General features: G+C 64.5%; 5 protein-coding genes. All 5 read left to right on the forward strand.

Annotated features, from left to right (window positions below; genetic code table 11):
• Positions 1-73: 73 nt before the first annotated feature.
• Positions 74-1,228: an amidohydrolase gene (locus DKT77_RS20600; protein ID WP_109813519.1), complete on the forward strand. Its 1,155-nt coding sequence runs from the start codon at positions 74-76 to the stop codon at positions 1,226-1,228.
• Complete coding sequence (locus tag DKT77_RS20605; RefSeq protein ID WP_238548071.1) at positions 1,225-2,400, forward strand: M24 family metallopeptidase; 1,176 nt, start codon at positions 1,225-1,227, stop codon at positions 2,398-2,400. Before DKT77_RS20600 ends, DKT77_RS20605 begins: the two co-directional genes overlap by 4 nt.
• 9 nt (positions 2,401-2,409) lie before the next feature.
• A complete protein-coding gene (locus tag DKT77_RS20610; RefSeq protein ID WP_109813520.1) occupies positions 2,410-3,192 on the forward strand; it encodes a maleate cis-trans isomerase family protein in 783 nt (260 codons plus the stop codon).
• A gap of 123 nt (positions 3,193-3,315) precedes the next feature.
• A complete protein-coding gene (locus DKT77_RS20615) occupies positions 3,316-4,710 on the forward strand; it encodes an amidase family protein (protein ID WP_109813522.1) in 1,395 nt (464 codons plus the stop codon).
• A 136-nt stretch (positions 4,711-4,846) separates the two neighbouring features.
• Positions 4,847-5,949 (forward strand): IS3 family transposase gene (locus DKT77_RS20620; protein WP_109810157.1). Its coding sequence is split into 2 segments (ribosomal slippage): positions 4,847-5,108 and positions 5,108-5,949, totalling 1,104 coding nucleotides; the frame shifts between segments, so codons are not numbered across the junction.
• The last annotated feature ends 51 nt before the right edge of the window (positions 5,950-6,000 follow it).

Here is a 6,000-nt window from a genome sequence, read left to right on the forward strand (position 1 = left end):
GGGGCCGGAAACTTGCTGCCTGACGCGCAAGACGCCCGTGTATCATCGCCTCAAACCAGGGGCCGGTGTCAAGATGGACGACTTTAACACGCGATTGACTGAGATCCGGCGTGACCTGCACCGCCACCCCGAACTCGGCTTCCAGGAACACCGTACAAAGCGCATCGTGGCCGAGCGGCTTCGCGCCCTTGGCCTCGAGGTACACGAGGGCACAGGCGTCGTCGGGGTTTTGCGTGCGGGCCATGGCAATCGGGCAATCGGCCTGCGCGCCGACATGGATGCGCTGCCGATCACGGAGACATCGACGCATGATCACGTCTCCAGGATGGCAGGCGTCATGCACGCCTGCGGTCATGACGGGCACACCACGATGCTGCTGGGTGCCGCCGAGCGTCTGGTGCAGGCGCCTGCCTTCGACGGCACCGTGGTCTTCCTGTTCCAGCCCAACGAGGAACACGGCCTCGGCGCGCAGGCGATGATCGAAGAAGGCGTGCTCGAGCGGTTCCCGATGGACGAGGTTTTCGGGATTCACAACCTGCCGGGTGCGCCCTTGGGACAGATAAGCACGCGTACCGGCATAATCTGTAACAGCGAAACGCTGTTCGAGATCATCATCAAGGGCCGCGGCGGCCATGCATCCATGCCGCAGACCGGCGTTGATGCGATCACAGTTGGGGCGGAGATTGTACTAGCCCTGCAAACCATAGTGGCCCGCAAGCTGGAGCCCGCCTCGGGGGCGGTCGTCTCGGTGACGGAGTTCCTGACCGACGGACAGCGCAATGTGCTGCCGGGGGTGGCACGGCTGAAGGGCGACTTTCGCGCCCGCGTACCCCGTGACCGCGACCTGATCCGAACCTTCATGCGCCAGATTGCAGAAGGCATCGCTGCAGCCCACGGCATTGAGGTGACTGTCGATTTTGACACGCAGTTCGTAGAGACGATCAACGCGGAGGCGCCGGTCGAAGGCGTTTACCGCGCCGCGCAGGCCGCAGGGTGCGACCTGCTGCGCGACCGGGCGCCGATGAGCTTTTCTGAGGATTTCGCGCAGTTCGCCACGGCGCTGCCGGGATGTTTCCTGCTGTTGGGTAATGGCACGGACGCGGCACATGGCCGGCCGCTGCATGCCTCTGACTACGATTTCAACGACGCGCTGCTTCCGATCGGCGCGGAATTCTGGGTGCGGCTGGTCGAGGATCGCCTTCCCATGCGCGAGGAGTCCCCAAGATGATCACCCCTATGGCCCGCCCCACGCGCGGTTTCTCCGAGCAGGAATACGCGGACCGCACCTCTAGGGCGCAGGCCCACATGGCACAGGCCGGATGGGCAGGCCTGTTATTGACCACCGAGGCCGAGCTGCGCTACTTCAGCGGCTTTCACACTCTGTTTTGGCAAAGCCCAACGCGCCCGTGGTTCCTGTTTGTGCCTGCGGTTGGCAAGCCTGTGGCGATCATCCCCGAGATTGGCGCGGACCTGATGCGCCGCACATGGCTTGACGATATCCGTACCTGGAGCGCGCCCGCTCCTGAGGATGACGGGATCAGCCTGATGACGGAACTGCTGGCCCCGATGGCCCGCGCAGGCGATGTGATCGGCCTGCCCAAGGGCCACGAGACCCATCTGCGGATGCCCTTGGGCGATTACGAACGCCTGATGGACGGGCTTCGCGGCCTGCGGATCGCGGACGGGACCCCTCTGATGCGCGGACTCCGCATGGTAAAATCCGAGGCCGAGATCGAGAAGATCGCCCATATCTGTGCCATAGGCTCGCGCAGCTTCGCCCGCGTTCCCGAAATCGCGCGCGAAGGCCAGCCGCTGGAAGACCTGTTCCGCGCCTTTCGCCGGGAAGCACTGGCTCAGGGTGCGGACGATGTGCCGTACCTTGTGGGTGGTGCCGATGCCGGTGGCTATCACGACGTGATCTCCCCGCCTTCGGATCGGCCGCTTGCGCGCGGCGACATCCTGATGCTCGACACCGGTGCAACATGGGACGGGTATTTCTGCGATTTCGACCGCAACTTTGCCATCGGCGCCGCTGATGACGCCTCGCGCCGGGCCTATGATGTGCTGTGGCGCGCGACCGAAGCGGGGATCGCAGCCGCCCGTCCCGGCGCGACCGCCCGCGACCTGTTCGAGGCCATGCAGGCCGTGATCCGCGAGATCGACGACGTCGGCGGCGATGTCGGGCGGCTGGGTCATGGCCTTGGCATGCAGTTGACAGAATGGCCGTCTCACGCCGCCTGGGACAGGACGGAACTGACGGAGAACATGGTGCTGACGCTAGAGCCCTCGCTGAGCTACGGGGCCGGACGCATCATGGTCCATGAGGAAAACATCGTCCTGCGCGCTTCGGGCGCAGAGCTTCTGACCGAGCGCGCGGCGCGCGACCTCCCCATCATCTGAGGACCAGAAATGAAACTCGACTTCCAGACAGACGGCGGCGTGGGCACGCGCGCGAACCTTGGGCTGATCGTCCTTGAAACCGATGAAACGATGGAGCCGGAATTCTCCCGCATCATGGACCGCGCGGGCGTCGCGCTCTACCACTGCCGCATCGCCATGGCGCCTGAGATCAGACCAGATACGCTTATGTTGATGGAGAAGGACCTGCCGGCTTCAGCGCGTCTTCTTCCGCCGTCCCTGCAGTTCGACGCGATCGGCTTTGGCTGCACCTCTGCCTCTACGGTCATCGGCTCCGACAAGGTGGCGGAGGCGGTCCGGATTGCCTGCCCTGGCGCCAAGGTGACCGACCCGCTGGCAGCCGTCATCGCGGCCTGCCGCGCGCTCGGCGTAAAGCGCCTGGGGTTCGTCACGCCCTACATCGCAGAGGTTTCCGCCCGGATGCGTTCCAAGCTGGAGGAGGCCGGCTTCGAGATCGCGGGCTTCGGCTCCTTCGAGGAAGGCAACGACCGCGTTGTCGCGCGAATTACCCCCGCCTCCATCCTCCAAGCGATTGAGACGGTGGCTGCGCAAGAACCTTGTGACGCGGTCTTCGTCTCTTGCACGAACCTGCGCTGCCTCGATGTGATCCCGATCGCAGAGCAGACGATCGGCGTCCCGGTCATTTCCAGCAATACCGCATTGGCCTGGCACATGCTGCGGATGGCGGGGGTGGAGGACACCACCGACCGGCTGGGTATGCTGTTCGCGGGCCCGCAGGAGCAGGAAGCGCTGACGCTTCAACCTGTGGTCTGAGAGCACGGGCCGCCCTCCGCGCGGGTGAGTCCGTCGCATACAGGCGCCCGGCGTGACCCCACTCGACAAGAGGGGCCGCTCTTGCAAGGATCTGCTCGGTTGCGGTGCGGGAAGGACCTTTCGGTGACAGAGCTTTGGACAATGACGGCAAGCGATCTCGCGGCGCAGGTGCGGGCACGGCAGGTATCGGCAGAGGAGGTCACGCAGGCACATCTGGCCCGGCTGGACACTGTGAACCCGGCGATCAATGCCGTGGTTCAAGAGGCCCCGGAGGAGGCGCTGGCCGCCGCGCGCGCGCTCGACGCCGAACTGTCGCGGGGCGCGGAGGCAGGTCCGCTCTGCGGTGTACCGGTCACGATAAAGGTCAATGTCGATCAGCAAGGACACGCCACGACGAACGGGCTGCGCCTGCTGGCCGATCACCGTGCCGAGGTCGACAGCCCCGTGGTCGCGAATATTCGCAAGGCGGGCGGCATCCTTGTGGGACGCACCAACACGCCTGCCTTCTCGCTGCGCTGGTTCACCAACAACGCCCTTCACGGGCAAACGCTGAACCCGCGCAACCGGCACATCACGCCAGGCGGTTCGTCCGGCGGGGCGGCGGCGGCCGTGGCGGCTGGCATCTGTGCCATCGGACATGGAACGGATATTGCGGGCTCCATCCGGTATCCGGCCTATGCTTGCGGGCTGCACGGCCTGCGTCCGACGCCAGGGCGCGTGCCGGCGTGGAATGCCAGCGCGCCAGATCGCTTCATCGGGGCGCAACTGATGGCCGTCTCGGGGCCGATCGCCCGCAGCATCGCCGATCTGGACATCGCGCTGGCCGCCATGTCCGCGCCCGACCCGCGCGATCCATGGTATGTGCCCGCACCGCGCCTGCTGGCGGATTACCCAAAGCGTGCGGCTTTGACCCTTGCGCCCGATGGCCTGCCAGTAAGCAACGCGGTCACGGCGGCCTTGATCAACGCCGCAGACCGCTTGCGGGACGCGGGCTGGCAAGTGGATGAGATGCCTTGCCCACCCATGCGCCGCGCCGCGGACATCAACGCCTGCCTCTGGATGTCGGAGATGCAGTTCGGCGCTGCCGATGTGCTGGAGCGGGAAGGTGAGGCGGATGCACAATTCGCCTTCGCCCAGATGAGTGCGGCCGCGGGCACCGTTGGGTTTGCGGATCTGATGCAGGCGCTTCAGGCCCGGGTTGGGCTGATGCGCGAATGGCAGGTCTTTCTGGACGAATACCCGGTGCTGCTTTGCCCCGTGTCAGGCGAATTGCCGTTCGACCAGCAACTGGACGTGGCCTCCCCCGAAAGCTTTGCGCGCGTTTTCGAGGCGCAGTTGACCCAACGCGCCCTGCCTACGATCGGCATGCCGGGGCTCAGCGTGGCGACGGGGACGGTGCGCGACCGACCCGTCGGTGTGCAGCTGATCGGACCGCGCTTCCGCGAGGACATACTACTGGATGCGGGTCGTGCCATTGAAAGGGCGGGTGCGCTGGTATCGGTCGCGGAGCCAGTCTGAGACTGCTCCCGCGCCTCCGGCAACAATGCCCCATCACGCCCAAGCGCATCGACCTTGACCTGCCCCCTGAAAACTGGACCGTTTGAAGCTGGAGTTTTCGGCTAATCTTTCCTGGCTGGGAGAGGAGCGGAAACGCATGAAGGCATCGAAGTTCACGGAGGCGCAGAAGGCGTTCATCCTGAAGCAGGGGGAGCAGGGAACGCCGGTCGCGGAGATCTGTCGCAAGGCGGGGATCAGCCAGGCGACCTATTTCAATTGGAAGAAGAAATATGGCGGGTTGCTGCCAGACGAGATGCGCCGGCTGAAGGCGCTTGAGGACGAGAACACACGGCTGAAGAAGATCGTCGCCGATCTGACCCTCGATCGGGAGATGTTGCAGGACGTGATCCGCCGAAAGCTCTGAAGCCTGGGCGTCTGCGAGAGATCGTGACCGGGATGTGCGTCGACTGGGGCGTGTCGATCCGGAAGGCCTGTGGGGCCATCTGCCTTGACACGTCCAGCTACCACTACAAGTCCCGGCGGACGCATCAGGCTGCCGTCGAAAGGCGGATCAGGGAGATCTGCGAGACGCGTGTGCGGTATGGCTATCGCCGTGTGCATGTCTTGCTTCGGCGAGAAGGTTGGATCATCAACATGAAGAAGACGCGCAGGATTTACAACGAATTGGGGCTTCAGCTGCGGAACAAGCACCCGAAACGCCGGGTGAAAGCGAAGCTGCGCGAGGACCGCCAGGAAGCGGTCGGCCCGAACGATGTCTGGGCGATGGACTTCGTTCACGACCAACTCGCCATGGGCAAGAAGCTCCGCATCCTGACCGTGGTGGACACCCATTCCCGGCTCTGTCCAGCGGCTGATGCCCGCTTCGCCTACCGCGGCGAAGACGTCGTGCAAACACTGGAGAAGGTCTGCGCCAAGATCGGCTACCCGAAGACCATTCGGGTCGATAATGGCAGCGAGTTCATCTCCCGTGACCTCGACCTCTGGGCCTATGCCAACGACGTCACGTTGGACTTCTCGCGACCGGGAAAACCGACCGACAACGGGTTCATCGAGGCGTTCAATTCGAAGCTCCGCGCGGAATGCCTGAACGCGCACTGGTTCATGAGCCTTGCCGACGCCCGCGAAAAGCTGGAAGATTGGCGTAGACACTACAACGAAGACCGACCTCACAGCGCGATCGGATACAACATCCCGATGGCCATGCATTATCCCGATGGCGTCACCAGCCCGTCATCGTGAGACAGCCGGAAAAATCCAGCTTCCGGCGGTCCAAGGTCGGGGAGCAGTGCA

Source organism: Meridianimarinicoccus roseus (genome assembly GCF_003172915.1).
Lineage (GTDB): Bacteria > Pseudomonadota > Alphaproteobacteria > Rhodobacterales > Rhodobacteraceae > Meridianimarinicoccus > Meridianimarinicoccus roseus.